The sequence below is a fragment of the Nocardioides convexus genome (genome assembly GCF_011090295.1).
Genome location: NZ_JAAMYA010000001.1, coordinates 2,900,586 through 2,924,225, shown reverse-complemented (window position 1 = coordinate 2,924,225; position 23,640 = coordinate 2,900,586). Strand labels below are relative to the sequence as shown.

The following is a 23,640-nucleotide window of genomic DNA, read 5'->3' as shown; positions in this document are numbered from 1 at the left end:
GCCCAGGTGATCTGGGCGCACGGTGCGACCAAGGACAGCTTACTACCGCTTCGAGCCCTCGATGGTGCTCTTCGGCTTCGGGGTGGTCGCCTTCACGGTGCACTACCTCGTGCTGCGCGGGTTCTACGCCCTGGAGCGCAACCGCACCGTGTTCTGGGTGCAGTGCGTGATCGCGGGGACCAACATCGCGCTCGCGATCCTCCTCACCCGGCTGGTGGACCCGTGGGACACCGCACCGATGCTGGTCCTCGCCTACACCTGCGCGTACGCCGTCGGCGGCGCGCTCTCCAGCATCGTCCTGGTCCGGCTGCTGCGTCGCGGCGGCCACCCCGCGAGCGGCGGGGCACGCGAGTGGCGCGGCTACCTGCTCCGGCTGCTGGCCGCCGCCCTCGTCGTCTACGCCGTCGCCCGGCTGGTGCTGATCGTCGTGGGCGACTCGATCGCCGAGTCTCACCGCCTCGCCCGGCTGGGTGTGGGCCGCGGTCGAGGTGGCGGTCGTCTCCGCCGCCGGCGGCGGTGCCCTGCTCGCCGCGGCGAAGGCCTTCCGGATCCGCGAGGTGAGTCTCGGTCGTCGGCACGGTCCTCGCCAGGGTGAGCCGCTGAGCCGCATCGCCAGGCGTTCCCGCCTAGGATGGGAGGCGATCATCAGAGAGGGACTGGGGTGGCGACGTCGACGCGGTCGGGGGATGTCCTCGCTGGCCGCTACCGGTTGATCGACCTGCTGAGCGAGAGCGGCGGCGGGCGGTTCTGGCGTGCCCACGACGCCGTCCTCGAGCGCTTCGTCGCGCTGCACGTCATCGACGTCGACGACCCCCGGGCACCCGGCCTGGTCGAGGCGGCACGCACCTCCGCCGGCGTGCTCGACCCCCGCATCCTGCGGGTGCTCGACGCCGAGCAGGAGGACGGGCGCTGCTTCGTCGTCAACGAGTGGGGAACGGGTACCTCGCTCGACATCCTGGTCACCCACGCCGGCCCGCTCGGGCCGCGCCGCGCCGCCTGGCTGGTCGCCGATGTCGCCGACGCGATCGCCCACGCCCACCAGGCGGGAGTCACCCACGGCCGGCTGAACCCGGAGAACGTCCTCGTCGACCGCTACGGCGCCGTGCGGATCATCGGCATGTGCGTCGACGCCGCCCTGCACGGCCTCGCACCGGGTGACACCCAGACCGACCTGGAGGACCTCGGCGGGCTGCTCTACTGCGCGCTGACCGGGGTGTGGCCCGGGCCGTCCGGCTCGATCGTGCCGGCGGCGCCCCGCGAGAACGGCAGGCTTCCTCAGCCCGCGACAGGTCCGCGCCGGCGTACCGAAGCCGCTCGACTTGGTCTGGCGCGAGTTCGACTGCACCAGGCTTCCACGGCCGGCGCCTGCTCGGCAGCAGCGACCACCCCGACGTGAGCAGCGCCCGCGGCATCGCCGACGAGCCTGCTGGCCTTCGTCGGCGACCCGACCGGCATGCCCGAGTCGCTGGCCCAGGCGATCCCGCAGGTCAACGAGCCTGCGCCCGGTGTGGCTGCCGGCCGTCCCCGACCCGCTGCCGCACGACGCCTCCCAGGACGACATCCCGGTCGTGCCGCCCGCGCCGGACCCCGCACCCGGCGACACCGGCGACATCCCCAGCGTCACCGAGCCTGCCCACCGAGGCCGGGATCCCGGTCTTCGGCGAGGACCACGACGCCGACGTGCAGTGGATCCGCACCCGCACCACTCCCCCCGCCGCCGCCTCCGCCCTTCGAGGAGCCGCCGGAGCGCCCGCTCTTCGCCCCCGACGGCGTACGACGGCCCCGGCCCGACCTCGGACCCGGCCCCGCCGGCAACGGCTGGCCGCCCGGCCCGGGTGAGGACGGTGCCCCGGCGACGGGGTACTGGCCGTGGGACACCGACCCGGGACCTGCCGCCGCCGACGCCTCCACCGAGACCGGCGAGGCGGTGCCCGGGCGCAGCCTGGCTGCGGCTCGCGATGGCCGTTGCCCTGGCGGTCATGCTGCTGGTGGCGATCGCCATCGCGTTCAACCTCGGGCGCGGCCGTGACGTCCTGGGCGGCGACCGCGGCGACGACGAGCCGACCAGCACCCCCTCGGCGAGCGCCGGCCAGGTCACCACGCTGCGCGGGATCACGGCCACCGACTTCGACCCGCTCGGCACCGACGGCGAGGAGAGCCCGGAGTCCGTCGGCAACCTGACCGACGGCGACAACGGCACGACCTGGCGCACGGCCACCTACAAGGACCAGGCTCGGCCCGCCACCCGGGCTCAAGACCGGGGTGGGCGTGCTGCTCGACCTCGGCTCGGTGCGCCAGGTGAGCGCGGTCGACGTACGGCTGGGCGAGGGGCGGACCACGCTGTCGGTCTACGCCTCGACCACCCGGCCGGGCCAGGCGCCGACGGGCGCCCCGATGGCGACCGAGTCCGGGTCCGGCGTGGTCACCTTGGTGCCGGCCGGCAAGCAGCCGGTCGCGGCCCGCTACCTTGTGCTCTGGCTGACGTCGCTGCCCGAGGTCGAGGGCGCGCAGTTCCGGGGAGAGATCGCGGAGGTGGTGGTGCGTGGCTCCTGAGCCCACCTCGACCGGTCCGGTCTCCGACGCCGCTCTCCTCGCAGCGCACGTCGACGGTGATCCCGACGCCTTCGGCACCCTCTTCGCCCGGCACCGCGACCGTCTCTGGGCGGTGGCCCTGCGCACCTGCGCCGACCCCGAGACCGCGGCCGACGGCCTGCAGGAGGGGATGATCGCCGCCTTCCGCCGCGCCTCGTCCTACCGCGGCGACGCCGCGGTCACCACCTGGCTGCACCGGATCGTCGTCAACGCCTGCCTGGACCGCCTCCGTGCCGCGAAGGTACGACGCGCCGAGCCTCTCCCCGAGGACCTCGACCAGGTCGAGCCGGTCCGCGCCGCCCCGAGCGCGCCGGCGGACCCCGCCGACCGGGCGCTGGCCGGCGAGCGGCGTGAGCAGGTGCGCGCCGCGCTCGCCACCCTGCCGCCCGAGCAGCGCGCCGCGGTCGTGCTGGTCGACATGGAGGGCTACCCGGTCGCCGAGGTGGCCGCGATCCTGGAGTGCGCCGAGGGCACGGTGAAGAGCCGCTGCTCCCGCGCGCGGGCCCGCCTCGCGGTGCTGCTGGCGGAGGTCCTGGACGTCGCCGAGCCGTCGTCCCCCGCGCCACGCACGGCCGAGGGGAACCCGGTGGCGGGGCCGGACGTCGGATCGCTGTCCCGTCGCGGGCCACCGGCCGAGGCCACCGCGCCCGCTCCCACCGCCGACTGACCTGCCGCTCGCGGCACGGATGACCAGGACCCCCCGCTGATGACCGAACCCACCGATCCGTCCCTCGACCCCGCGCGCGAGGAGGCGGTCCGCCGCGCCCTCGCCGAGGCGGGCGGACCCGAGCCGCTGCCGCCGGCCGTGGCGAGCCGGCTCGACGACACCCTCGCCGGCCTGGTCGCCGAGCGGGCGAGCCTGTCGCACCCGGAGCACCCCGGCGTCGTCCCTCTCGACGCCGCGGCACGCCGGCGCCGCCTGCGGGTCCGGGCGCTGCTCGGCGCCGCGGCCGCGGTGGTCGCGGTGGCGCTCGCGGCGGGCTACCTCTCCGACGACGGTGATCCCGACGTCTCGGCGACCAGCACGTCCGACCAGGCGCCGGCCCGCAGTCCGGAGGCCTCCGGCGACGCCGGGGCGCTGAGCCAGAAGGACGGGAGCCGGTCGGCGGCGAGCGCGGCTCCCGAGGTGGCCTCTCCCGGGGCACCGCGCCGGGTGGTCACCGACGAGCCGGTGCGCGACGTACGCCCCGACCACCTGCGCGAGGACCTGCTCGCGCTCCAGCGCGCCGCGCTGCCGCACCCGGCAACCGCCGACTACGCCATCGCCACCCTCACCGCGCCGGCCGACTTCCTGTGCCAGCCGGCGGACTTCGGCGCGGGCCACCTCGTCGCCGTCCGGTACGCCGGCCAGCCCGCCGTGGTCGCCTTCCGGCAGCCCGCGGGGTCGAACCAGGCGGCCGACGTGCTGGCCTGCGGCACCGGCGACGTGCTGCACTCGCTCACCCTGCCTGCCGCGGGCTGAGCCGAGGTCGCCGTGGGGAATGCCGGCGCCTACGATCGGGTTCTGGAGAGTGCAGTTCCGTCCTACTACGTGGGGAGTCCCATGACCGAGTCCGCCGAGCCCCGCAACCTCATCGTCATCGGGTCCGGGCCGTCCGGCTACACCGCAGCGATCTACGCCGCGCGGGCCCAGCCTGAGCCCGCTCGTCTTCGAGGGCTCGGTCACCGCCGGCGGTGCGCTCATGAACACCACCGAGGTCGAGAACTTCCCCGGCTTCCGCGACGGCATCCAGGGCCCCGGGTCGATGGACGAGATGCGGGCCCAGGCCGAGCGTTTCGGCGCCGAGCCTGGTCGCCGACGACGTCGTCGAGGTGGACCTCACCGGTGAGATCAAGGTCGTCAAGACCGCCACGGACACCTACACCGCCCGCGCGGTGATCCTGTCCACCGGTTCCGGCTACCGCAAGCTCGACCTCCCCAACGAGGAGAAGGCTCTCCGGCCGCGGCGTGTCCTACTGCGCCACCTGCGACGGCTTCTTCTTCCGCGAGCAGCACATCGCGGTCGTCGGCGGCGGCGACTCCGCCGTCGAGGAGGCCACCTTCCTCACCCGCTTCGGCTCGAAGGTCTCCCTGATCGTGCGCCGCGACGAGTCGCGCGCCTCCAAGATCATGCAGGAGCGCGCCTTCGCCGACCCGAAGCTCGAGATCGTGTGGAACTCCGTGGTCGACTCGATCAACGGCGAGGACTCCCTGGAGTCGCTGACGCTCAAGGACACCGTCACCGGCGAGACCCGCGAGCCTGGCCGCCACCGGCCTGTTCATCGCCATCGGCCACGAGCCCCGCTCGGAGCCGCTGACCGGCCAGGTCGACCTCGACGACAACGGCTACGTCCTGGTCCGCCCCGGCTCGACGGCGACCAACATCCCCGGTGTCTTCGCGGCCGGCGACCTCGTCGACCACGTCTACCGCCAGGGCGATCACCGCGGCCGGCACCGGCTGCTCCGCGGCCCTCGACGCCGAGCGCTACATCGCCGAGCTCGACCACGCCGCCGCGACCGCCGGGAATGCCTCGGTCTCCGCATAGGTTCACCTACCAGACTTCACGTTCACCCCGATCCGAAGGAGGCCCCCGTGGCCGACAACATCTCCGCTGTGACCGACGCCGAGTTCGACGCCCAGGTCCTCAAGTCCGACAAGCCCGTGCTGGTCGACTTCTGGGCCGAGTGGTGCGGCCCGTGCCGCCAGGTCGCGCCGATCCTCGACGAGATCGCCGGCGCCCACGGCGACAAGATCGCCTTCTACAAGTCTGAACGTCGACGAGAACCCGGTCACCCCGGCGTCGTACCGGGTCACCGGCATCCCGACGATCAACGTCTACCAGGGCGGCGAGGTCGTCAAGACCATCGTCGGCGCGCGCCCCAAGGCCGCGATCCTCAAGGAGCCTGGACGAGTTCATCAACGCGTGAGAGCGCCTGAGAACGCTCAGGAGCCCCCGGTCCGCTAGGGCCGGGGGCTTCGTGCTTCCCGGGGCACGGGCGCCGGTGCCGGTGCCGGTCGTCGTACGGCCCCCACGATCCGCTCCCACGCGGCCTCCATCTCACCGCGCCAGGTCACCAGCGAGCGCATCTCCATCCGCATCCGCGGGGTCCGCGGGTGGGGGCGGTGGGTCTTGAAGCCGACCCGGGCCAGGAAGTCCGCCGGCACCACGCACTCCGCGTGGCCGCTCGGTGCCGTCCCGCCGGTGCGGGCGAAGGCCTCGACCGCCCGGACGCCGTCCCGGCCGACCAGGTCGCGGGCCATGCCCTGGACGAGCAGGCGGCCCAGCCCTCCGCCGGTGTGCGCCGGGTCGATCCAGGCCGTGGTGAGCAGCACCGCGTCGGCGGAGACCGGGGCGGTGGGGAAGGCCGCGGCGCCGGGCACGAAGGCGGCCGGCGCGTAGACGAGGTAGCCGACCGGCGTGCCGTCCACGACCGCGACGCGCCCGCACGAGCCCCACTCCCGCAGCACCTCCGAGACCCAGGCCTCCTTCTCGCGCGCCCGCTCGGCGGGCGAGAGGCCCTGGCGCTGCACCGGCTCCCGCTCCCAGAACAGGCAGGTCCGGCACGGCGCGTCCAACGCGTCGAGCAGGTCGAGGGTCAGCGGGACCGTCGTACGGGCCACCTCTCGATGGTAGGCCGAAATCGGGTGGCGTGGACCTGAGAGGATGGGGTCCGTGCGCAAGATCCGGCAGTCCAAGAAGGCTCGCCAACGTCCGCTACGACGTCCGGGGACCCATCCTCGTCGAGGCTCAGCGGCTGGAGGCCGAGGGCCACAAGATCCTCAAGGCTCAACATCGGCAACCCCGCGCCCTTCGGCTTCGAGGCGCCCGAGGCGATCGTGGCCGACATGGTGCACAACCTGCCCGACGCGCAGGGCTACAGCGACTCCCGCGGCATCTACTCCGCACGCACCGCGGTCGCGCAGTACTACCAGTCCCGCGGTCTCAAGGACACCGCCGTCGAGGACGTCTTCGTCGGCAACGGTGTCTCGGAGATGATCTCGATGGTGCTCCAGGCCTTCCTGGACGACGGCAACGAGATCCTGGTCCCCGCGCCGGACTACCCGCTGTGGACCGGCGCGGTGTCGCTGTCCGGCGGTACGCCGGTCCACTACCGCTGCGACGAGGAGAACGGCTGGATGCCGGACCTCGCCGACATCGAGTCGAAGATCACCGAGAACACCCACGGCCTGGTGATCATCAACCCGAACAACCCGACCGGGGCGGTCTACAGCAAGCAGATGGTCGACGGGCTGGTCGACATCGCCCGCCGCCACGACCTGGTCGTCTTCGCCGACGAGATCTACGAGAAGATCCTCTTCGACGACGCCGTGCACCACCACGCCGCAGCGTCGGCCGGCAGCGATGTCCTCTGCCTGACGTTCAGCGGTCTGTCCAAGGCCTACCGGGTGTGCGGCTACCGCGCCGGCTGGGTGATGGTCTCCGGACCGCAGGAGGCTCGCCGAGGACTTCCTCGAGGGGCTCACCACGCTCTCCAACATGCGCATGTGCGCCAATGTCCCGGCCCAGCACGCGATCCAGACCGCCCTCGGCGGCTACCAGTCGATCAACGAGTCTGATCGTGCCGGGCGGACGGTTCTACGAGCAGGCGATGCTCGCCGACCGGCTCCTCAACGAGATCCCCGGCGTCTCCTCGGTGCGGCCCTCGGGCGCGCTCTACTGCTTCCCGCGCCTGGACCCCGAGGTCTACGCGATCGACGACGACGAGCAGTTCGTCATCGAGCCTGCTGCGCGCCAAGAAGATCCTGGTCACCCACGGCACCGGCTTCAACTGGTTCGCGCCCGACCACTTCCGGCTGGTCACCCTGCCGGACGTGGACGTGCTGGAGGAGGCCATCGGGCGGATCGCGGACTTCCTGGCCACCCGCCGCTGAGTTTTGTTCGCCGGGAGCAATTCCTCCCGTGCGATCTGCGTGACAGGCACTCGCGTTCTCTCAGGTTCGGCTGTCAGACTCCAGCGGTGCTCGACATCACGTACCCGCCTGTCATCGTCACCGCCAAGGTGCTCTTCAAGGCTCATGCGTCAGCGCGTGGTGGTGTCCGGCTCGGAGGCGATCCCGCGCAAGGGCGGCGCGCTGCTGGCGATCAACCACACCGGCTACGTCGACTTCATCTACGGCGGCGCGGGCGCCGAGCCGCGCAAGCGCCTGGTCCGGTTCATGATCAAGAAGGAGATGATGGACGCCCCCGGCGTCGGTCACCTGCTGCGGTCCTTCCACCACATCCGGGTGGACCGCGCCTCCGGCGTGCAGTCGATGAAGGACGCGCTGGCCTACCTCAAGGCCGGCGAGGTCGTCGGGATCTACCCCGAGGCCACCATCTCCCGCTCCTTCGAGATCAAGGAGGCTCAAGTCCGGGGCCGCCCGGATCGCCGCCGACGCCGGCGTCCCGCTGATCCCGGTGATCGTCTGGGGCGCCCACCGGCTCATGACCAAGGACCACCCGCGCGACTTCTCCCGCTCGCCGAAGACGATCATCGTCAAGGTCGGTGAGCCGATGTACCCCACCGGCGAGGACGTCGCCGCCGAGACCGAGGCGCTGCGCGAGGCCATGAAGCGGATGCTCGACGAGGTGCTGGCCGAGTACCCCGAGGACGAGAAGAAGCCCGGCTCCTGGTGGATCCCCGCCCGCTTCGGCGGCTCGGCGCCGACGCCGGAGAAGGCCGACGAGATGGACAAGGCGGAGCCTGCGCGAGCGGGCCGCCAAGCGGGCCGCCAAGGCGGCGGAGCAGCGCGACGCATGATGGACTGACCCGCGTGGAGCGTCCCCTGGTGCTGCTCGTCGAGGACGACGAGGACCTGCGTACGACGACCCGGCTGGTCCTCGAGTCCCGGGGCTTCGACGTGGTCACGGCCGCCGACGGCGAGGCCGGCTGGGCGTCGTACCGGGCACGGGAGGTGGACCTCGCGGTCATCGACGTCGTGCTGCCCCTGCTCGACGGCTTGCGGCTGACCGAGCGGATCCGGGCGCACGGCGGGCAGACGCCGATCCTGCTGCTCACCGCGCGGGACCTGCCGCGCGACCAGGTGGTCGGCTTCGAGGCGGGTGCCGACGACTACGTGGTGAAGCCCTTCGACGGCGACGTGCTGGAGGCGCGGCTGCGAGCGCTGCTGCGCCGGCGCGGCGGGGCCGCGCCCACCCGGGAGGTCGCGCACGGCGCGCTCCCGGTCGACGTCGACGGGATGACGGTGCAACGCGACGGCGTGCCGGTCGACCTGTCGGCCACCGAGTTCCGGCTGCTGGCGGCCTTCCTCGACAACCTCGGCATCGTGCTCAGCCGCTCCCAGGCTGCTCGACCTGGTCTGGGAGGGCGCGCACTGGGGCGACGCGCGGGTGGTGGACGTGACGGTGCAGCGGCTGCGCGCCAAGATCGGCGCCGAGGAGATCACCACCGTGCGCGGCGCGGGCTACAAGATGGCGCGACGGTGAGGCACTCGCTGCGCACCCGGATCACCGTCGCGGTGGTGGGTGCGGCGCTGGCGACCCTGCTCGGTGTCGGGCTGGTCATCGACCACCTGGCCGCCACCAGCACCCGCGAGCGGCTGCGCACCGAGGCGTTGACCCAGGCTCGACGCGGCGATCCTGGTCTGGGAGCAGCCGGAGGCGACCCTGCGCTACGGGTTGAGCATCGACGGAGACGGGGTTCCCGACGCCCTGGCCGGGCTTCGCTCGGGCTCGGCGACGTACTACACCGACGGCCGGATGTGGGCCGGGCGACGGCTCGAGAACGGGCGGATCGCGGCCCTCGCACTGTCGGACGCGCCCGTGCGGGACGCCCGGAGGGACCTGCGCCGGCAGATGCTGGTGGCGGGTGGCGCCGCCGTACCGCTCACCGGGCTGCTCGGCTTCGCCGTCGCCACCGGCCTCAGCCGCCGGCTCCGGCGCGCGGCGGCCGCGGTCGCCGCCGGGGACACCGCCCGGCTCTCGGTCGGCGGTCGCGACGAGGTCGCGGCGCTCGCCGGGGCCGTCGACGAGATGGCCGCCACCCTCGACGACCGGCTGCGCGCCGAGCAGGCCTTCTCCGCCGATGTCGCCCACGAGCTCCGTACGCCGGTCGCAGGGCTCGTGAGCGCGGCCGAGCCTGCTGCCGCCGGGTGAGTCGACCGACCTGGTCCGGCGGCTCGTGGACCGGCTGAGGCGGCTGGTGGAGGACCTGCTCGAGGTGGCCCGGCTGGAGAGCGGCGCCGAGGAGGTCGCCCTCACCCGTACGCCGCTCTCCGCGCTGGTCCCCTCCGCCGCGGTGCTCCGCGATGCCGACGTGCTCGCCGACCCGCGCCGCGTGGAGCGGATCGTCACCAACCTGGTCGCCAACGCGGAGCGGCACGGGGGTGGCGAGGTGTCGGTGACGATCGAGGGTCCGCGGCTCGTCGTACGCGACCGGGGGAGGGGGTTCCCACCCGAGATCCTCGAGCGCGGCGCGATCCGCTTCCACAGCACCGGCCGCGGCAGCGGGCTCGGCCTCACCATCGTCCAGGGTCAGGCGCGGGCGCTCGGCGCGTCGGTCGAGCCTGCGCAACCCGCCCGGCGGCGGCGCCGAGGCGAGCATCACCTTCAGGAGCCCGGACCCATCTCCGGGTCGACCGGGTCGGTCGTCCTCAGGGTGATCTCCTGCTCCGGGTCCATGCCGTCGGGGAGCGTCCCGGTGACCCTGATGGTCAGGCTTTGCCGTAGGTCGCCGAGGCCTCGCCGTCCACGAGGTCGCTCGCCGTGACCCGGACCCGGGCCTTGACGTCGGTGCCCTCTGCACGCCTCGGGTCGCAGTTGTTGGCGACCACGGTGCCGGTCGCGATCGCCTCGTCAGCCCCCCAGTTGCTCCACTCCAGGTCCGTCAGGCTCTGGTTGCCGTCGGCGCACGCGACGGTGAACGAGGTGGGCTTGCTGACCGGCTCGTCGACGCAGTCGAGCAGGAAGGTGACCCCGGCCCGCGACGCCGCGGTGTCGGCCGAGGTCTCGACCCGGGGATGAGCGGCGACGGGCGTGGTGTCCTCGACCCCGCAGGCCGCCAGGCCGCCGACGAGGAGGAGCACACCGCCCGCGAGCGCGACGCGGTTGCTGGTCCGCTGGATGATCATGAGGATCCTTTGCTGTCCGTGCGTCGGCGGCTCTCGCCGACGACGCTAGCCTCCGCGTCGCCCCTCACACGAGGGCGGCACCACCATCACAGGACCGTGACAGTCGGATGACGATATATCGCTATGTCGGCTTGTTGCTTTGTCGACATATCGGCGATTCCGCGAGAGGAGGCCCTTGGCGACGGCTGCCCGCCCTTCAGGTCCTGAACTGGGCAGGCGCCACGCGACGCCAGTGGACGAGAGAAGGGTGCAGGCCGGGCATCCTCCGCCGGGTGACGGAAGCGGCGCTCGCACAGCGGGTGTCCACCCGTCCCGTCGGCGCTAGCGGTGCCGTCGCGCTTCGCCGTCTGCGTCGATAGCCGGTAGACGTGGCCGAGGTCGCGCGCGTCGGGCGCATAGGGAACCGAGCCCGGCCAGTGTCGGGCGTCGTTGCTGCAGACGGTGCCCTGCCCCACGTCCACCACAAGGGTCTCGCGAGGCCCTCGACGGCAGCGCGGGACCTGAGAGCCCTGCGTTTCCCGTGAAACAGTCGTTTTGTCGACATGTCGCCTTGTCGACGACGCGCTCAGATCACCCGGTCGTTGCGGTTGCGCGGGTCGATCAGGTCGACGATGCGCTGCAGGTCGCCGGTATTGGCGAACTCGATGCTGATCTTGCCCTTCGCCTTGCCGAGGTCGATCTTGACCCGGGTCTCCAGACGGTCGCCCAGGCGCTCGGAGAGCCTCGGCCAGGCCGGGGGCCTTCGGCTTGTTGCGTGTCGGCCGGCGCGTCGGGCCGCCGGTCTCGCCGACCGCCACGATCTCCTCCAGACCACGCACCGAGATGCCCTCAGCGACGACCCGCTGGGCGAGGCGGTCCTGCACCTCGGCGTCCGGTACGCCGAGCAGGGCGCGTGCGTGCCCCGCGGACAGCACGCCCGCGGCGACCCGGCGCTGCACGGCCGGGGAGAGCCTTGAGCAGGCGGAGGGTGTTGCTGATCTGCGGCCGCGAGCGGCCGATGCGCTGGGCCAGCCTCGTCGTGGGTGCAGGAGAAGTCCTCGAGCAGCCTGCTGGTAGGCGGCCGCCTCCTCGAGCGGGTTCAGGTTGCTGCGGTGCAGGTTCTCCAGGAGGGCGTCCCGGAGCATGTCGGTGTCCTCGGTCTCGCGCACGATCGCGGGGATCGTGGCGAGCCCGGCGGCCTGGGTCGCGCGCCAGCGGCGCTCGCCCATGACCAGGCTCGTAGGCCTCGGGGCCCATCTTGCGGACGACGACCGGCTGGAGGAGGCCGATCTCCTTGATCGAGTGGACCAGGCTCGGCCATCGCCTCCTCGTCGAAGACGGTCCGCGGGTTGACCGCGTTGGGCCGGATCGCGTCGACAGGCAGGCTCGGCGAAAAAGGCGCCCTCGACCGGCGCCAGACCCGAATCTTCGATCTGCGGGCCCGAAGTGGAGCCGGTGGACCTGAGGTCCGGCGACCCGCTGGGAGGCGCTCCTGCCGAAAGGTCCGAATTCTGGGCGTCCTGGTTGACAACGGAGGCCTCGGCCCGGTCAGATCCCGCACTCGGCGTCGGAGCCGGGGGAGCGGTCGGGATCAGCGATCCCAGGCCTCGGCCGAGTCCGCGGCGGGGCGCTCCAGCGTTCACGACAGGCTCCCTCGGGTGACGATCTCGCGCGCCGCTTCAAGGTAGCTTGAGCGCGCCGGGTGAACCCGGATCGTAGGTCATCACCGTCTGACCGTACGACGGCGCCTCCGAGACGCGTACCGAGCGCGGGATCGCCGTCTTGAGCACCTGGTCGCCGAAGTGCTCGCGCACCTCCTGCGCGACGCCGGCGGCGAGTCGCGTCCGGGCGTCGTACATGGTCAGCACGATGGTGGACACCGCGAGCTCGGGGTTGAGGTGGGCGCGCACCATGTCGACGGTGGCCAGCAGCTCGGCCCAGGCCCTCCAGGGCGTAGTACTCCGCCTGGATCGGGATCAGCATCTCCGCACCCGCGACCAGTGCGTTGAGCGTGAGCAGGCCGAGCGAGGGCGGGCAGTCGATGAAGACGTAGTCGAAGCGCTCCTCGCCGGCCGCGTCCGCCGTCCCGATCCGCGGGTGGGCGTCGATCGCCTTCTTGAGCCGCTGCTCCCGGGCGACCACGCTCACCGACTCGATCTCGGCGCCGGCGAGGTCGATCGTCGCCGGGACCACCCACAGTCCGGCCGCCTCGGGGCAGGGCTGCGCGATGTCGACGATGGCGAGCCCGTCCACCAGCAGACTCGTACGTCGAGGGCGTGCCCTGGCGGTGCTCGATGTTCAACGCGGTGGACGCATTGCCCTGGGGGTCGAGGTCGATGACCAGCACGCGCTGACCGAGTCTGGGTCAGCGCGGCAGCCAGGTTGACCGTCGAGGTGGTCTTGCCGACGCCACCCTTCTGGTTGGCGACGACGAGCACCCGGGTCTCCGAGGGCCGGCGCAAACTGCTCCTGCGGGATACCAGCGCGGACCATGACGGTCGCCTGCGCGGCGCGGGCCAGGGGCGTGAGGTCGTCATCGAAGCCGGCGTTGCGCTCGGCGAGCCTGCGCGGCCGTCAGGACCGTCGGCGTGGCCGTTTCACGTGAAACATCGCCGGGTGCCGACGCCCCGCCCACCTGTGGATAAGTAGGGGCAGACTGTGGATGCTCACGCTCAGCACCCCCTTCTCCGTCGGTGGAAAACCCGCCGGGGAACGTAGAGTCGCTCACGACTTCCTCCTCTTGCTCCGGCCACGGGTGGGGCGCGGACTCCGAGATCCACGCGACGACCGGGACGGCAACGATACGCGGGCCGGGTCGGCCCAAGTCACCCGCACGATGCGGATCGGACTGACATCAGCAAGGGCGGCGTCCTCGCCGCCCAGGATCTCGACGACCGGCTCCGCACAACCGAGCCGGGAGAGCACCGTCGACGCCGCCTCGATCTCCTCGGGAGCCGAGCCTGCCCTTCATCGCCAGCAGCACGCCCTCGGGCGCCACCAGGGGCATGGACCACTCCAGCAGCCGGTCGAGCGGCGCGACGGCGCGCGAGGTGACCACGTCGAAGTCGGCGGTGCCGTGGAGCACGTCCGCCCGGCCGCGCACCACCTCCACGTTGGTCAGACCCAGAGCGGCGACGCACTCCTCGAGGAAGGTCGTACGCCGCAGCAGTGGCTCGATCAGGGTCACGGTCACGTCAGGACGGGCGATCGCCAGCACGAGGCCCGGGAGACCGGCTCCGGAGCCGATGTCGGCCACGCGCGCACCCTCGGGGAGGGCGGGGGCCAGCAGGGCACAGTTCAGGACGTGCCGCTCCCACAACCGGGGCGCCTCGCGGGGCCCGATGAGGCCGCGGACGACACCGTCCGTGGCCAACCGCTCGGCGTACGCCACGGCTGCGTCGACCCGATCCTCGGGGAACAGCGCGGTGACGGCCGGCGGGGGAGGGGGCAGCGGGCTACCGCCCTCAGCAACGACCCCCGGGTCTGCCGGATCCACAGGATCCGGAGACGCCGGGGGCGTGCGGGATGCGTCGTGTTTCACGTGAAACGTCGAGGCGGGAGATCGGCTCAGGCGTCCGCGGGGAGCACCACGACGTAGCGCCGCGGCTCCACGCCCGCGGACTCCGAGCGCAGGCCGGCGGCCGCCACCGCGTCGTGCACGATCTTCCGCTCGAACGGGGACATGGGCTCCAGCGAGACCGGCTCACCGGACTCGGCGACCTGGGCGGCCGTCTCAGCGCCCAGGCCTGGGAGAGCCGGGTGCGCTTGTCCGCCCGGAAACCGGAGACGTCCAGCATCAGGCGCGAGCGCTCGCCGGTCTCGCGGTAGACCGCCAGCCGGGTGAGCCTCCTGGAGCGCCTCGAGCACCTTGCCGTCCTGGCCGACGAGCCTGGCTCAGGCTCGGCACCCACGATGGACACGGCGGCCCGGTCGGCCTCCACGTCGATGTCCAGGTCACCGTCCAGGTCGGCGATGTCGAGCAGGCTCCTCGAGGTAGTCCGCTGCGATGTCACCCTCCTGCTCCAGGCGGGACACCCGGTCGCTCTCCGCGACGGGGGCGGTCTCCTCGGTCACGGCCTCGGTCTCGATCTCGGCGCTCACTTCTTCTCTCCCTTGCTGGGTCCGGAGTTGCCGGACGGGTTGTTCTTGGGGGTCGCGCCGGTCGTGCCGCCCTTGCTGCGCTGCGAGCGGGTCTGCCGCTTCGGCTGCTGGCGAGCACTCGGACGCACCTCGGTGGCGGTCGTCGTACCGGGCTCGGCGGGCTCCTCGGTCACGGTGTGCCCGTGCCGCGCCGCCTTGGCCTTGTCCCGGTCCTGCTTGGCCTGGAAGGCCGGCGTCCCCGGGGCGGGGTTGTTGCGGATGACGTAGAACTGCTGGCCCATGGTCCACAAGTTCGAGGTGGTCCAGTAGAGGAGGACACCGATCGGGAAGGCGATACCGCCCAGGCCGAAGGCCACGGGGAGGATGTAGAGCAGCATCTTCTGCTGCTGGGCGTACGGCCCGCTCATCGCCTCGGTCGGCATGTTCTTGGCCATCAGGCTGGCGCTGCGTGGTGAAGGTGGTGGCGGTCATCGCCAGCACGAGGATCGCGGCCACGATCATGACCAGCGCGTGCGGGTCGTCACCCCAGGTGCGGGAGGCCCAGAAGTTGCCGTTGATCGGCAGGCTGCCGAAGATCTTCGACTCGCCGAACTCGTGTGCCTTCTCCTTGGTCAAGAAGCCGTGCGCCTTGTCGCTCTTGGCCGCACCGGAGAGCAGCCGGAAGAGCGCGAAGAAGATCGGCATCTGCAGGAGGATCGGCAGGCAGGACGCGAACGGGTTGGTGCCCGCCTCGCGGTACAGGCTTCATCGTCTCCTCGGCCGACCTTCTGCCGGTCGTGGCCGTACTTCTTCTGCAGGCTCCTTGACCTTGGGCTGCAGCAACTGCATGTTGCGGCTGGACTTGATCTGCTTCACGAAGAGCGGGATGAGGGCCGCGCGGATGACCAGCGTCAGGCCGATGATCGACAGGGCCCAGGACAGGCCGCCCGAACCGTCCAGGCCGATCAGGGTGAAGAACTTGTGCCACCCGAGCAGGACCGCCGAGATGATGTAGTACAGCGGCACCATGATGAAGTGACCGATGTCGCCGATGAAACCCACGAGTCAGGCTCCTTGCTGGGAGTCGGAACCGCCGGCGGTCGCCGGCAGAAGAACGGGTTGGTGCGGGTCACCGCGCCGCGGCGGGACGTGGTCCACGCCGCCGGGGGACCAGGGGTGGCAGCGCAGCAGGCGCCGGCCGGCGAGCCAGGTCCCCTTGATCGCGCCGTGCACCCGCAGCGCCTCGACGGCGTACGCCGAGCACGACGGGTAGTAGCGGCAGGTGGGCCCCAGGAAGGGGCTGACCACGAGCCTGGTACGCCTTCACCAGGCCGATCAGCAGCCACTTCATCGGGCCTCCGTGACACGCTGCAGACAACGGTCGAGGTCCGCGGCCAGTTCCGGGTACGACGCGGCGGCCGCCGCGGGCTGGGCCCGGACCACGAGCACCGACCCCACGGGGACGGTCGCGATCCGCTCCCGGACCGCGTGCCGCAGGCGCCGCTTGACGCGGTTGCGGACCACTGCGGTGCCGACGGCTTTGCTCACCACGAAGCCGACCTGCGGACCGGTCGTCGTACTGGTTCCGGACATGGCGACGACCTGCCGCTCCGAGGGGAGCAGCAGGTGCGTGACGACCGTGCGGGAACCGGCCCGGTGGCCACGGCGGCCCGCGGCCCGGAAGAGATCCGGGTCGCGCAGCCGGTGACCGGCGTCGAGCATGGACTCAGCCCCGCGGGTTCCGCTGAGCGGACACCCCCGGATGCCTGCCCGTCCTCAGACGGACAGGCTCGAGCGGCCCTTCCGGCGACGGTTCGCCAGGATGGCGCGACCGGCGCGGGTGCGCATCCGCAGTCGGAAACCGTGCACCTTGTGGCGACGACGGTTGTTGGGCTGGTACGTCCGCTTGCTCACGAATCGGCCTCTCAGGTGCAATGATCGGGAAGGGTCTGCCCACGCGCGACTCCGATCCGGAGCCGGTGGGCACGTCGGCCGCCACCGCGCAGCCACGAGCGCCCCCGGAAGGGGAGACTTCGTGGACATGCGGCACCGGTCGACTTGACCAATGAACGGTACGCGCAGGCCGGAGCAGGGGTCAAACCGGCGCCGCCCTCGCGCGGGCGCGCGTGAGATGTCCCGTCAATTGTCACCGTGCTCCTCAAAACCTGTGGATAGCGGGTTGATCGACCCCCACTCCGGCAGTTAGGTTCGACAGATCCGGGTTTCCCCGCCGGTCTCGAAGCATCCCGACGTCGCTTCTCGCCGCCCGTGCTGCTGTCCCTCCGACAGCGCTCTGACCTGCGGAAATGCCGACGAAACGGCGCTCCGGGCGGCCTCGGTCAGGCATCGTCGGCCCCGATGATGCAAATGTTCACAACCTGTGGACAAACTTGTGGACCAGAGCAGGCCACCAACAGCGAGAGGTGTGAGGCGTGACCGGCAACCCCGATCAGCCCCCGAACGACGCCACCCCCGAGAGCGCCACCGCGCGTCTCGAACGTGAGTGGGCGGTGGTCGTCGGCGACCTCCAAGCCCACCAGCGGGCATGGCTGCAGTCGAGCAAGCCGGTGACCCTGCACGGCACCACCGCGATCGTGGCCGTTCCCGACGACTTCACCCGCAAGCGGCTCGAGGGCCGGCTGCGCGGCCAGCTCGAGGACGTGCTCACCGAGCGCTTCGGTCACGAGGTCCAGGCTCGCCGTCACCGTCGACAAGCTCGCTGCAGGCCGAGCCCGGCTTCGAGGGGCACGCGTACGACGACACCCCGGCCGAGCCGTCGATCGACATGTCGACAAGTCGCCAGGTCGACACATCGACGTACGACGCCCCGCGGACCGGCGCCCCCGCCTTCGACACCGGGTACGACGCCCCGGACCGCCCGGCGCTGCTGCCGAGCCCGAGCACCCCGCCCGCCACCAGCGGGGAGTCGCGGCTGAACCCGAAGTACACCTTCGAGACCTTCGTCATCGGCTCCTCCAACCGCTTCCCGCACGCCGCGGCCGTCGCGGTGAGCGAGGCACCCGGCAAGAGCCTACAACCCGCTCCTCGTCTACGGCGAGTCCGGACTCGGCAAGACCCACCTGCTGCACGCGATCGGTCACTACGTGCGCACGATCTACGCCGGCTCCAAGGTGCGCTACGTCTCCAGCGAGGAGTTCACCAACGAGTTCATCAACGCGATCCGCGACGACCGGCAGGACCGGTTCAAGCGGAAGTACCGCGACGTCGACGTGCTGCTCATCGACGACATCCAGTTCCTGGAGGGCAAGACCCAGACCCAGGAGGAGTTCTTCCACACCTTCAACACGCTGCACAACGCCAACAAGCAGATCGTGCTGACCTCCGACCGCCCGCCGAAGCGGCTCGAGGCGCTGGAGGACCGGCTGCGCAACCGGTTCGAGTGGGGCCTGATCACCGACGTGCAGCCGCCGGACCTGGAGACGCGGATCGCGATCCTGCGCAAGAAGGCCGCGATGGACCGCCTCACCGCGCCCTCGGACGTGCTGGAGTTCATCGCCAGCAAGATCCAGACCAACATCCGCGAGCTCGAGGGTGCCCTGATCCGGGTCACCGCCTTCGCCAACCTCAACCGCCAGGACGTCGACATGACGCTGGCCGAGATCGTGCTCAAGGACCTGATCCCCGACGGCGGCGAGCCGGAGATCACCGCGCCGCTGATCATCGCCCAGACCGCGGCGTACTTCGGGCTGACCATCGAGGAGCCTCACCGGGCCCAGTCGCGGGCGGCACCTGGTGATGGCCCGCCAGATCGCGATGTACCTGTGCCGCGAACTCACCGGGCTCTCGCTGCCGAAGATCGGCGCGCAGTTCGGCAACCGTGACCACACGACGGTGATGTACGCCGAGCGGAAGATCAACCAGGCTCCTCGGCGAGCGCCGTGCGGTCTTCAACCAAGTCTCCGAGTCTCACCAACCGGGTGAAGATGCAGGCCCGCCAGGGCTGATTCCTCCTCGTCCGGTGCTGTGGAGAACTCACCCGGAATTGTGAGAACTACACGGGGAGGATTCCGTGGAGGCGCCGAGAGGTCCCTCCACACGGCCGCGCCGGTCCCCATGCCGGGCTAGGCCGTACACAGGCTCTCCACAGCCGTCGTCCACCCCCGGATCGGCCGCTGACCTGCACAGACGTGGGTTCTCCACAGATTCCACCGAACCTATGACCACTCCGTACCTACTCACGGATCCATCGAGCGCCGCACCTCTCCCGACCACCGACCTGTGGAACGACGCCCACCCCCTCGATCCGACTCGCCGACGGGCAGTGTCACGCTCAGGACGCTCGTGGCAGGATGCAACCCCAACCGATCCCAGTGATGAGGTACGACGAACGTGAAGTTCCGAGTCGAGCGCGACGTCCTCGCCGACGCCGTCGCCTGGGCTGCGCGCAGCCTTCCGGTCCGTCCGAGCGCCCCGGTGCTCGCCGGCCTGCTGATCGAGGCCAGTGACGAGGGCCTGGTGCTCTCGACGTTCGACTACGAGACCTCCGCACGGGCCACGCTCTCGGCCGAGGTGCACGACGAGGGCAAGGCCCTGGTCAGCGGCCGGCTGCTCGCCGACATCTGCCGCAGCCTGCCGAACAAGCCGGTGGAGCCTGACGCTCGACGGCACCCGGGTCTCGCTCACCTGCGGCTCCTCGCGCTTCTCGCTGCAGACGATGCCGGTCGAGGACTACCCGACGATCCCGGAGATGCCGGCCGCGACCGGCACCGTGCCGAGCGACGCCTTCGCGCACGCGGTGGGCCAGGCGGTGACCGCCGCCGGCCGCGACGACATGCTGCCGGTGCTCACCGGGGTGCGGATCGAGATCGAGGGCGACACGATCGCCCTGCTCGCCACGGACCGCTTCCGGCTCTCCCAGCGCGAGCCTGACCTGGAACCCGGGCACCCCCGACGCCACCGTCGCCGCGCTGGTGCCGGCGAAGGTGCTCGGCGACACGGCCAAGTCCCTCACCGCCGGTCCCGAGGTCACCATCGCGCTGTCCGCCTCCGGCTCCGGCGACGGGATCATCGGCTTCGAGGGCACCGGACCGGGCGGCGTGCGTCGTACGACCACGCGACTGCTGGACGGGGAGTTCCCCAAGGTCCGCAGCCTGTTCCCGAGCGAGAAGCTCACGGTCGCCAAGATCGACCGCGCCGAGGCTGATCGAGTCGGTCAAGCGGGTCTCGCTCGTCGCCGACCGCAACACCGCGGTGCAGACTCAGGCTTCCGCGACGGCGCGCTGATCCTCGACGCCGGCTCCGGCGACGACGCGCAGGCATCGGAGTCGGTGCCCGCGCAGATCGAGGGCGAGGACCTGGTGACGGGCTTCAACCCCGCCTTCCTGCTCGACGGCCTCGGCGCCATCGACCAGGCCGTCGTCGAGTCTCGCCTTCACCCAGGCCGCCAAGCCCGTGGTGATCAGCGGGACCAACGAGGAGGACGGCGAGGACGGCGGATCGTTCCGCTACCTCTTGATGCCTCGGCGACTCTTGAGCCTGAAACCACCACGACACCGAAGGGAAGTGCATCGCATGCACATCGGACTGGTCGGACTCGGCAAGATGGGTGGCAACATGCGCACCCGCCTGCGCAATGCCGGGCACACGGTCGTCGGCTACGACCGCAACCCGGACCTCGCGGACGCCGGCAGCCTCGCCGAGATGGTCGAGGCGCTGCCCTCGCCCAAGGTCGTCTGGGTCATGGTCCCCGCCGGGGACCCGACCCGCTCCACGGTCGCCGAGCTCAAGGAGGCTCCTCGGCGAGGGTGACCTCGTCGTCGACGGCGGCAACTCCAAGTACACCGACGACGCGGTCAACGCCGCCTCGCTCGCCGAGAAGGGCATCGGCTTCGTCGACTGCGGCGTCTCCGGCGGGGTCTGGGGCCTGGAGAACGGCTACGCGCTGATGTACGGCGGCTCGGACGAGGACATCGCCAAGGTGCAGCCGGCGTTCGACGCGCTCAAGCCCGAGGAGGGCGGTGCGGTGCACGCCGGCACCACCCCCGGCGCCGGCCACTTCGCCAAGATGGTCCACAACGGCATCGAGTACGCCATGATGCAGGCCTACGCCGAGGGCTGGGAGCCTGCTCGAGAAGGTCGATCTCGTCGACAACGTCCCGGAGGTCTTCAACTCCTGGCGGCACGGCACCGTGATCCGCTCGTGGCTGCTCGACCTGCTGACCGAGGCGATCGAGGCCGACACCCATCTCGACAAGGCTGCGCGGCTACGCCGACGACTCCGGCGAGGGCCGGTGGACCGTGCAGGCGGCGATCGACAACGCCGTACCCATGCACGTCATCGCGGCCTCGCTGTTCGCCCGGTTCACCTCGCGCCAGGAGGACAGCCCGGCGATGAAGGCGATCGCGGCGATGCGCAACCAGTTCGGCGGCCACGCCGTGCACACCGACCCGCCTCCGGGCGGCGAGGCCAACCCGGACTGATCGCGGGGCCCGGACGAGGGATGATGGTGCGGTGCACGTCGCCCACCTGACCCTCCACGACTTCCGGTCGTACGCCGACGTGGACGTCGCGCTCGAACCGGGCGTGACGGCCTTCGTCGGCCGCAACGGGCAGGGCAAGACCAACCTGGTCGAGGCGATCGACTACCTGTCGCGGCTGTCCTCGCACCGGGTCGCGACCGACGCGCCGCTGATCCGAGCGGGCACCGAGCAAGCGGTGGTGCGGGCCGCGGTGGTCCGCGGCGGACGCACCGCCGTGCTCGAGGTCGAGCTCAACCCCGGCCGTGCCAACCGGGCGCGGATCAACCGCTCCCCGCTGCCGCGGGTGCGCGAGCCTGGCCGGGCTGGTCCGCACGGTCGTGTTCAGCCCCGAGGACCTGGCCCTCGTCAAGGGCGATCCCGGCCAGCGCCGGCGCTTCCTCGACGACCTCCTGGTGCTGCGCACCCCGCGCTACGCAGGGGTCATCGCCGACCACGACCGGGTGCTCAAGCAGCGCAACACTCTCCTCAAGACCCTGTACGCCGCCCGCGGGTCCAGTCGCGAGGCGGCGCTCGCCACGCTGGCGGTCTGGGACGACCACCTCGTCGCGACCGGCACCGAGCTGCTGCGGTCCCGCCAGGCGCTGACCACGGACCTGGCGCCGTACCTGGGGAAGGCCTACGAGGCGGTGGCCCGGGGGGCGAGCCGCGACGATGCCCGGATCGAGTACGCCGCGACGGTGCCGGCCGCCGACGACCTCGCGGAGTCCTTCCGCGCCGAGCCTGGCGCGGCGTCAGTCCGAGGAGATCCAGCGCGGGGTGACCCTGGTCGGCCCGCACCGCGACGACCTGCTGCTGACCCTCGGGCCAGGTGACGAGCACCGGCTGCCGGTGAAGGGATACGCCAGCCACGGGGAGTCGTGGTCCTTCGCCCTCGCGCTGCGGCTGGCGTCCTACGACCTGCTGCGGGCCGACGGCGACGACCCGATCCTGATCCTCGACGACGTCTTCGCCGAGTCTCGACGCCGAGCGTCGCGAGCAGGCTGGCGGCGCTGGTGGCCGGCGCGGAGCAGGTGCTGGTGACCGCGGCGGTGGAGGCCGACGTACCGGAGGCGTTGCGGGGCACCACCTTCCAGGTCGCGGCCGGCGAGGTGACCCGTGCCTGAGCCCGAGGACGACCTGCCTGTCGAGGAGGAGGTCGAGGAGCACCGCGCGGACGGGCTGGACCTGGCCCGGGCGCAGACCCTCGGCGCCGCGGGCGCGGCGACGACCCCCGCCCGCCGGCGCCTGCCGCGCACCGGGACCACCGCCTCCGGCACCCGGCGCGGTCGCGGCCGGCCGGGCGAGGCGCAGCTGAGCGGAGCGCGCCCCGACGGCCGCGACCCGCAGGGCTTGGGCTCCGAGGTCGACCGCCTCGTCGGCGACCGCGGCTGGGGGCTGGACCTGCAGGTGCGGGGCGTGTTCGGGCGCTGGACGGAGATCGTCGGCGACGAGATCGGTGCCCACTCCACGCCCGAGACGCTCACCGACGGCACCCTGGTCGTGCGCACCGACTCCACCGCCTGGGCCACCCGAGCTCAAGGCTGTTCGCGGCGAGCCTGGTCAAGCGGCTCAACCAGGAGCTCGGCGACGGCACGGTGCGCGTGGTCGAGGTGCTCGGGCCGCACGCGCCGTCGTGGAAGCACGGTCGCCGTGGCACGCGCGACGGCCGCGGGCCGCGCGACACCTACGGCTGAGATTTCTTGTCCTGCCCTCGCGGCCGGACCCCGCTACGATGCAGCACGTTCGCAGGGGATCGTCCCGCAGGGTGAGGAGACCGTCATGAGCAACTTCGAGCCGCCGGCACCGCCGCCGCCTCCGCCGCCCGGACCGCCGGGCCCGCCGGGTGGCTACGGCGCGCCGCCGCCCGGTCAGCCCTACGGCGGCCCCGGCGGTCCGCCGTACAACGTGGGGGAGGCGTTCAGCCTACGCCTGGGCCAAGTTCCAGGCGAACATGGGCCAGATGATCCTCGCCGCGCTGGCGATCTTCGCCGGGGCGATCGTCATCTTCGGCATCTACGCCATCCTCGTCTTCGGCGTCCTCGCCGGCGACGGCCTGGAGTGCAAGAGCCGCGACGTCGCCGGCTACTGCACCGAGTACGACGCGGGCGGGCTCGGGTTCTTCGCCACCCTGCTCCTGACCGCGCTCTTCATCGGCGTCTTCTTCGTCTTCGCCCAGATCGTCGGCGCCGGCCTGATCCGGGAGGCGCTCGGCGTGACCCAGGGCCGGGCGTTCAGCACCGCCGGGGTCTTCAAGTTCGAGAACCTCGGGCCGGTCGTCGTCACCAGTCTCCTGGTCGGCGCGGGCGTCCTCGTCGGGACGGTGCTCTGCTACCTGCCGGGCATCGCCTTCGGGTTCTTCAGCAGCCTACTCGCTCTACTTCCTGATCGACAAGAACCTCGCACCGGTCGACGCGATCAAGGCGAGACTTCCGCTTCG

Annotated in this window: 20 protein-coding genes and 12 pseudogenes; 20 read left to right on the top strand and 12 right to left on the bottom strand. The window is 71.8% G+C overall.

Annotated features, from left to right (window positions below):
• Positions 1–61: 61 nt before the first annotated feature.
• The 6 genes and pseudogenes from G5V59_RS21975 to trxA all read left to right on the top strand — a co-directional run bounded on the left by G5V59_RS21975 (position 62) and on the right by trxA (position 5,538).
• Positions 62–595: a lipid II flippase MurJ gene (locus G5V59_RS21975; protein ID WP_278259989.1), complete on the top strand. Its 534-nt coding sequence runs from the start codon at positions 62–64 to the stop codon at positions 593–595.
• Between the two features lie 66 nt (positions 596–661).
• Positions 662–1,396 carry a protein kinase family protein gene (locus G5V59_RS21970; RefSeq protein ID WP_278257869.1) on the top strand — a complete coding sequence of 245 codons (735 nt, stop codon included), beginning with the start codon at positions 662–664 and terminating at the stop codon, positions 1,394–1,396.
• Between the two features lie 1,146 nt (positions 1,397–2,542).
• Positions 2,543–3,259 carry an RNA polymerase sigma factor SigM gene (gene sigM, locus G5V59_RS21965; protein ID WP_278257868.1) on the top strand — a complete coding sequence of 239 codons (717 nt, stop codon included), beginning with the start codon at positions 2,543–2,545 and terminating at the stop codon, positions 3,257–3,259.
• 39 nt (positions 3,260–3,298) lie between these two features.
• Positions 3,299–4,054 (top strand): hypothetical protein, encoded by a 756-nt coding sequence (locus tag G5V59_RS21960; protein ID WP_278257867.1) that lies wholly within the window; start codon positions 3,299–3,301, stop codon positions 4,052–4,054.
• Between the two features lie 81 nt (positions 4,055–4,135).
• Positions 4,136–5,118 (top strand): annotated as a pseudogene (trxB, locus tag G5V59_RS21955) (thioredoxin-disulfide reductase).
• A gap of 47 nt (positions 5,119–5,165) precedes the next feature.
• Positions 5,166–5,538, top strand: a pseudogene (trxA, locus tag G5V59_RS21950) (thioredoxin).
• Here trxA and G5V59_RS21945 read toward each other — a convergent pair.
• On the bottom strand, positions 5,535–6,194 hold the full coding sequence (locus G5V59_RS21945) for a GNAT family N-acetyltransferase (protein ID WP_278257866.1): 660 nt from the start codon (positions 6,192–6,194) through the stop codon (positions 5,535–5,537). The pseudogene trxA and the gene G5V59_RS21945 overlap by 4 nt on opposite strands.
• 225 nt (positions 6,195–6,419) lie before the next feature.
• Here G5V59_RS21945 and G5V59_RS21940 point away from each other — a divergent pair, with 225 nt between their 5' ends.
• The 6 genes from G5V59_RS21940 (at position 6,420) to G5V59_RS21915 (ending at position 10,303) form a co-directional block, all read left to right on the top strand.
• Entirely contained in the window at positions 6,420–7,151 is a 732-nt protein-coding gene (locus G5V59_RS21940) for an aminotransferase class I/II-fold pyridoxal phosphate-dependent enzyme (protein ID WP_278257865.1), read from the top strand.
• Positions 7,078–7,509 (top strand): hypothetical protein, encoded by a 432-nt coding sequence (locus G5V59_RS21935; protein ID WP_278257864.1) that lies wholly within the window; start codon positions 7,078–7,080, stop codon positions 7,507–7,509. Before G5V59_RS21940 ends, G5V59_RS21935 begins: the two co-directional genes overlap by 74 nt.
• A 101-nt stretch (positions 7,510–7,610) precedes the next feature.
• Positions 7,611–8,084, top strand: a complete 474-nt coding sequence (locus G5V59_RS21930; RefSeq protein ID WP_278257863.1) for a lysophospholipid acyltransferase family protein — start codon at positions 7,611–7,613, stop codon at positions 8,082–8,084.
• On the top strand, positions 7,993–8,343 hold the full coding sequence (locus tag G5V59_RS21925; protein ID WP_278260332.1) for a hypothetical protein: 351 nt from the start codon (positions 7,993–7,995) through the stop codon (positions 8,341–8,343). The genes G5V59_RS21930 and G5V59_RS21925 overlap by 92 nt, the downstream gene beginning before the upstream one ends.
• Before the next feature lie 5 nt (positions 8,344–8,348).
• Complete coding sequence (locus tag G5V59_RS21920) at positions 8,349–9,728, top strand: response regulator transcription factor (RefSeq protein ID WP_278257862.1); 1,380 nt, start codon at positions 8,349–8,351, stop codon at positions 9,726–9,728.
• Between the two features lie 8 nt (positions 9,729–9,736).
• Positions 9,737–10,303: an ATP-binding protein gene (locus G5V59_RS21915; protein WP_278257861.1), complete on the top strand. Its 567-nt coding sequence runs from the start codon at positions 9,737–9,739 to the stop codon at positions 10,301–10,303.
• On the opposite strand, the gene G5V59_RS21910 is transcribed toward G5V59_RS21915, so the two are convergent.
• From G5V59_RS21910 to rpmH, 11 genes and pseudogenes are all read right to left on the bottom strand, one after another.
• The gene (locus G5V59_RS21910) at positions 10,248–10,664 is read right to left on the bottom strand and encodes a hypothetical protein (protein WP_278257860.1); all 417 of its coding nucleotides are present in this window, start codon (positions 10,662–10,664) and stop codon (positions 10,248–10,250) included. The two genes, G5V59_RS21915 and G5V59_RS21910, sit on opposite strands and share 56 nt — an antisense overlap.
• A gap of 565 nt (positions 10,665–11,229) precedes the next feature.
• Positions 11,230–11,478 carry a hypothetical protein gene (locus G5V59_RS37390; RefSeq protein WP_341351370.1) on the bottom strand — a complete coding sequence of 83 codons (249 nt, stop codon included), beginning with the start codon at positions 11,476–11,478 and terminating at the stop codon, positions 11,230–11,232.
• A gap of 37 nt (positions 11,479–11,515) precedes the next feature.
• Positions 11,516–11,872, bottom strand: a pseudogene (locus G5V59_RS37385) (ParB/RepB/Spo0J family partition protein); the annotation flags it as partial.
• Positions 11,873–12,282: 410 nt separating this feature from the next.
• Positions 12,283–13,136: pseudogene (locus G5V59_RS21900) on the bottom strand (ParA family protein).
• Between the two features lie 361 nt (positions 13,137–13,497).
• Positions 13,498–14,034: a 16S rRNA (guanine(527)-N(7))-methyltransferase RsmG gene (rsmG, locus tag G5V59_RS21895; protein WP_341351002.1), complete on the bottom strand. Its 537-nt coding sequence runs from the start codon at positions 14,032–14,034 to the stop codon at positions 13,498–13,500.
• A 176-nt stretch (positions 14,035–14,210) separates the two neighbouring features.
• Positions 14,211–14,717: pseudogene (locus G5V59_RS21890) on the bottom strand (R3H domain-containing nucleic acid-binding protein).
• A gap of 23 nt (positions 14,718–14,740) precedes the next feature.
• The gene (locus G5V59_RS21885) at positions 14,741–15,121 is read right to left on the bottom strand and encodes a YidC/Oxa1 family membrane protein insertase (RefSeq protein ID WP_278259988.1); all 381 of its coding nucleotides are present in this window, start codon (positions 15,119–15,121) and stop codon (positions 14,741–14,743) included.
• A 121-nt stretch (positions 15,122–15,242) separates the two neighbouring features.
• A pseudogene (gene yidC / locus G5V59_RS21880) lies at positions 15,243–15,752 on the bottom strand (membrane protein insertase YidC); the annotation flags it as partial.
• 36 nt (positions 15,753–15,788) lie between these two features.
• Positions 15,789–16,074, bottom strand: a pseudogene (yidD, locus tag G5V59_RS21875) (membrane protein insertion efficiency factor YidD).
• On the bottom strand, positions 16,071–16,445 hold the full coding sequence (gene rnpA / locus G5V59_RS21870; RefSeq protein WP_278257858.1) for a ribonuclease P protein component: 375 nt from the start codon (positions 16,443–16,445) through the stop codon (positions 16,071–16,073). The pseudogene yidD and the gene rnpA overlap by 4 nt, the downstream one beginning before the upstream one ends.
• A gap of 54 nt (positions 16,446–16,499) precedes the next feature.
• Positions 16,500–16,637 (bottom strand): 50S ribosomal protein L34, encoded by a 138-nt coding sequence (rpmH, locus tag G5V59_RS21865; RefSeq protein ID WP_075018668.1) that lies wholly within the window; start codon positions 16,635–16,637, stop codon positions 16,500–16,502.
• A 518-nt stretch (positions 16,638–17,155) separates the two neighbouring features.
• On the opposite strand from rpmH, the gene G5V59_RS21860 reads away from it, so the two are divergent.
• The 8 genes and pseudogenes from G5V59_RS21860 (at position 17,156) to G5V59_RS21825 (ending at position 23,588) form a co-directional block, all read left to right on the top strand.
• Complete coding sequence (locus G5V59_RS21860; RefSeq protein WP_278257857.1) at positions 17,156–17,659, top strand: hypothetical protein; 504 nt, start codon at positions 17,156–17,158, stop codon at positions 17,657–17,659.
• A pseudogene (dnaA, locus tag G5V59_RS21855) lies at positions 17,650–18,688 on the top strand (chromosomal replication initiator protein DnaA); the annotation flags it as partial. The gene G5V59_RS21860 and the pseudogene dnaA, both read left to right, overlap by 10 nt.
• Positions 18,689–19,073: 385 nt before the next feature.
• Positions 19,074–19,322, top strand: a pseudogene (locus G5V59_RS21850) (DNA polymerase III subunit beta); the annotation flags it as partial.
• 76 nt (positions 19,323–19,398) lie between these two features.
• Positions 19,399–19,887: a hypothetical protein gene (locus tag G5V59_RS37380; protein WP_341351001.1), complete on the top strand. Its 489-nt coding sequence runs from the start codon at positions 19,399–19,401 to the stop codon at positions 19,885–19,887.
• Positions 19,781–20,056, top strand: a pseudogene (locus G5V59_RS21840) (DNA polymerase III subunit beta); the annotation flags it as partial. The gene G5V59_RS37380 and the pseudogene G5V59_RS21840, both read left to right, overlap by 107 nt.
• A gap of 199 nt (positions 20,057–20,255) precedes the next feature.
• Positions 20,256–21,164: pseudogene (gene gnd, locus G5V59_RS21835) on the top strand (phosphogluconate dehydrogenase (NAD(+)-dependent, decarboxylating)).
• A 31-nt stretch (positions 21,165–21,195) separates the two neighbouring features.
• Positions 21,196–22,327: pseudogene (gene recF, locus G5V59_RS21830) on the top strand (DNA replication/repair protein RecF).
• Positions 22,320–23,588: a DciA family protein gene (locus tag G5V59_RS21825; RefSeq protein WP_278257856.1), complete on the top strand. Its 1,269-nt coding sequence runs from the start codon at positions 22,320–22,322 to the stop codon at positions 23,586–23,588. The pseudogene recF and the gene G5V59_RS21825 overlap by 8 nt, the downstream one beginning before the upstream one ends.
• The last annotated feature ends 52 nt before the right edge of the window (positions 23,589–23,640 follow it).

Excerpts from the sequence above, each read along its gene's own strand:
- G5V59_RS21975 (WP_278259989.1), top strand. The coding sequence starts at position 62 with ATGGTGCTCTTCGGCTTCGGGGTGGTCGCCTTCACGGTGCACTACCTC.
- G5V59_RS21960 (WP_278257867.1), top strand. The coding sequence starts at position 3,299 with ATGACCGAACCCACCGATCCGTCCCTCGACCCCGCGCGCGAGGAGGCG.
- G5V59_RS21940 (WP_278257865.1), top strand. The coding sequence starts at position 6,420 with ATGGTGCACAACCTGCCCGACGCGCAGGGCTACAGCGACTCCCGCGGC.
- rnpA (WP_278257858.1), bottom strand. The coding sequence starts at position 16,445 with ATGCTCGACGCCGGTCACCGGCTGCGCGACCCGGATCTCTTCCGGGCC.
- G5V59_RS37380 (WP_341351001.1), top strand. The coding sequence starts at position 19,399 with ATGCCGGTCGAGGACTACCCGACGATCCCGGAGATGCCGGCCGCGACC.
- G5V59_RS21930 (WP_278257863.1), top strand. The coding sequence starts at position 7,611 with ATGCGTCAGCGCGTGGTGGTGTCCGGCTCGGAGGCGATCCCGCGCAAG.
- G5V59_RS21935 (WP_278257864.1), top strand. The coding sequence starts at position 7,078 with ATGTGCGCCAATGTCCCGGCCCAGCACGCGATCCAGACCGCCCTCGGC.
- G5V59_RS21910 (WP_278257860.1), bottom strand. The coding sequence starts at position 10,664 with ATGATCATCCAGCGGACCAGCAACCGCGTCGCGCTCGCGGGCGGTGTG.
- G5V59_RS21885 (WP_278259988.1), bottom strand. The coding sequence starts at position 15,121 with ATGCTGCTCTACATCCTCCCCGTGGCCTTCGGCCTGGGCGGTATCGCC.